2 protein-coding genes and 1 pseudogene are annotated in these 2,373 nt (G+C 61.7%); all 3 read right to left on the minus strand.

From position 1 onward, the window contains the following. Positions 1–32 precede the first annotated feature (32 nt). Positions 33–1,382 carry an adenylate/guanylate cyclase domain-containing protein gene (locus OC446_RS30045; protein ID WP_262032542.1) on the minus strand — a complete coding sequence of 450 codons (1,350 nt, stop codon included), beginning with the start codon at positions 1,380–1,382 and terminating at the stop codon, positions 33–35. Between the two features lie 262 nt (positions 1,383–1,644). Then, positions 1,645–2,130, minus strand: a complete 486-nt coding sequence (locus tag OC446_RS30050; RefSeq protein ID WP_262032543.1) for a cupredoxin family protein — start codon at positions 2,128–2,130, stop codon at positions 1,645–1,647. A gap of 54 nt (positions 2,131–2,184) precedes the next feature. Further along, positions 2,185–2,373 (minus strand): annotated as a pseudogene (locus OC446_RS30055) (copper oxidase); the annotation flags it as partial.

The following is a 2,373-nucleotide window of genomic DNA, read 5'->3' on the forward strand; positions in this document are numbered from 1 at the left end:
ACCTACCAGGCTGTAGCTGCTCCCACATTCCGCTACTGCCCACCATCTCTGCACACAGGTCTGCCTATTGCGACCTGGGAGTCGGGGACCGCCGCAAGGCGGGGCTGAGATACGGCCGCGGCCCCGACCGGATGCACCGACAAGACATCCGGTAACTCCTCATCGCCGGCCCGCCTCCCGACAGGCTGCATGTTGAGCCCGGCCCGCGTTGATGGCTGCAGCAGGCGCAGGAACCCCTTTGAGACCAACAGATCAACGCCAGCCTCCTTGGCCCGCCGTTCCATGCGGGACAGGGCATTCATCGCCGGTCCAAGAACGGTAAATTCGGCGCGTCGGTCATCATCGAAGACGCCCGCGAAGACGAGGCCTCTGTGTAATGCGGCGATGGCGCGAACACCCGACGGGGCATGGACATGCTCTTTCCATCCGTCAACCTGGCGCAGGATGTCGAGGGCAGCGGCCAATGCAGACTCGGCCTGCTGTTCGGGAGTATCGTGAAGGAAGACAGCGAGCACCCCGTCCCCGAGATATTTGTCAACAATGCCCCCGTGGTGAGAGACCGAATCGTGAACAAGGCGCCGAAACTCCATTAGGGTCCCGATCACCTCGCGACGCGGACGCTCCCGCACGAGCGCAGAGAAGCCCCGTATGTCGACTGCTAGGAGGCAGACGTGGCGTTCGGCGATCTCTGCCTCGCCGTTGACCACCTCAGCGGCTATCCCTTCAGGCAGAAAGTGCGATAACAGCATACGATCCCACTGCACCCGCAGGATGGTCGCCCAAGCCAAGCGCATCCGGTGTACCGCGTAGAAGACGAAGCCTGCGGTAGTGACGAACAACAGGAGGCCAAGCACCTGTCGCGTTGCAAGAGGAGAGGGACCAGCTGCCGCAAACGTCCCTGAGTCGGCAATCATAGAGAGCGCTGCGAGCCATCCCGCAGCTACAATGCCTGCATACGCCGCCACAAGGTCGCGCCGCAGTCTGAGCCCGGTCTGGATGAGCAGTAGGAACGCCGGAAACAGACTGACGGCATCCGTCGCGAGAGCCAGATCGTGGGTATCCCGCGGCAGATGGTCGGCGGTCACGTAGACCACCAAGCCAGCGTCGGTGACGGTGGCGACCCAGGGTAACCAGGATTGTCCTGCAGCGAAGCGCGAGGACAGCGCCAGCACGACCGTCGTTAAGCCATAGATCACCAAGACGATCCAGTGGCCCTCCCAGTGGCCATGGCCATATTCCAGGAGGGTGGCAGCTGCAAGCATCGCCAGCACCAGCAGTCGTGGCACAAAGGCCTGCCGGTCGAAGTCGTTTTCCAGATGCTGCGGCAGCTCGTTAGCCGAACCTCGCTGGCGGACAGCTTTGTCCACACCTGTGGCCGGCATGGGGGCTTCCTTGTTGTTCTTAGTGGTCGTCGGCCGCCACAAGGACCTACAATGCAGCGTCCGACGAGGTCTTGAGCTTACCTTGCCTTCTGGATTTTGACGAGGGTGAGTTGCCCGTTCCCCGGTCGGCCTGAAACTGCACCTTGTCACTCTGCTCGATGGTTTTGAGTATCGCAGGTCTTGGGCGGGCTGATTGCGCTTGCAAGCCGACGAGGGGAGCGAGCGCAAGGTCTCACTGGCCGGCTTATCTCTCCTGAGAGCGCTACTTCACCACGACGGTGCCTTTCATGCCGGACTCATAGTGGCCCGGGATCAGACAGGCGTATTCGAACGTGCCAGCCTTAGTGAACTGCCACACGATCTCATCCCCTTTCTTGGGCTGCAGACGCCGGGCATTTGGATCCTCGTGCTCCATATCCGGGTTCTTCTCCATCTGGATCTTGTGCTTGGCGTTTTCCTCAACCGTGGCCAGCACGAACTCGTGCTCCGCCTCACCGTTATTGGCGAGCTTGAAGCGCACCTGTTCGCCCGCCTTCACCTCAACCTTGTCGGGGAAGAATAGCATCTTGCCATCGGTTTCGCGCATGCTGACCTGCACCAGCCGGGCCGGCTTTTTCGGATCGCCCGGCTTACCATAGGCTGCTTCATCGCCGTGCCCGTGACCAGCACCACCAGGGCCTGCCAAAGCTAGGCCAGTCGTGAGAAGGAGGGCGGACAGCCCACCGAGGAGTGTTGTAGCCTTCTTCATCGTGTCTGTGCTCCTTGTTCACCAAAGTGACGCTAGAGAGTTCAGTCTGAACGCCTAATGATTTTCGTGACTGGTTGCGTTGGCTGCGCGGACCGGTCGCTTGCGGCGGTCGATGGCGCGGAACTCCGTTGCCTTGACGCCGCTGTCGGGCGAGGTCGCCCGAGCGGGCTCAGCGAGCTGCTCGCCCTTCCACTCGTACGCGACCGTGCCCTCCGGGTGCTTGTACCAACCCGGATCCTTGTA

This window comes from Microvirga sp. Mcv34, from assembly GCF_024519725.1.
GTDB lineage: Bacteria > Pseudomonadota > Alphaproteobacteria > Rhizobiales > Beijerinckiaceae > Microvirga.

Coding starts and splice junctions, on each gene's coding strand:
- OC446_RS30045 (WP_262032542.1), bottom strand. CDS start 1,382: ATGCCGGCCACAGGTGTGGACAAAGCTGTCCGCCAGCGAGGTTCGGCT.
- OC446_RS30050 (WP_262032543.1), bottom strand. CDS start 2,130: ATGAAGAAGGCTACAACACTCCTCGGTGGGCTGTCCGCCCTCCTTCTC.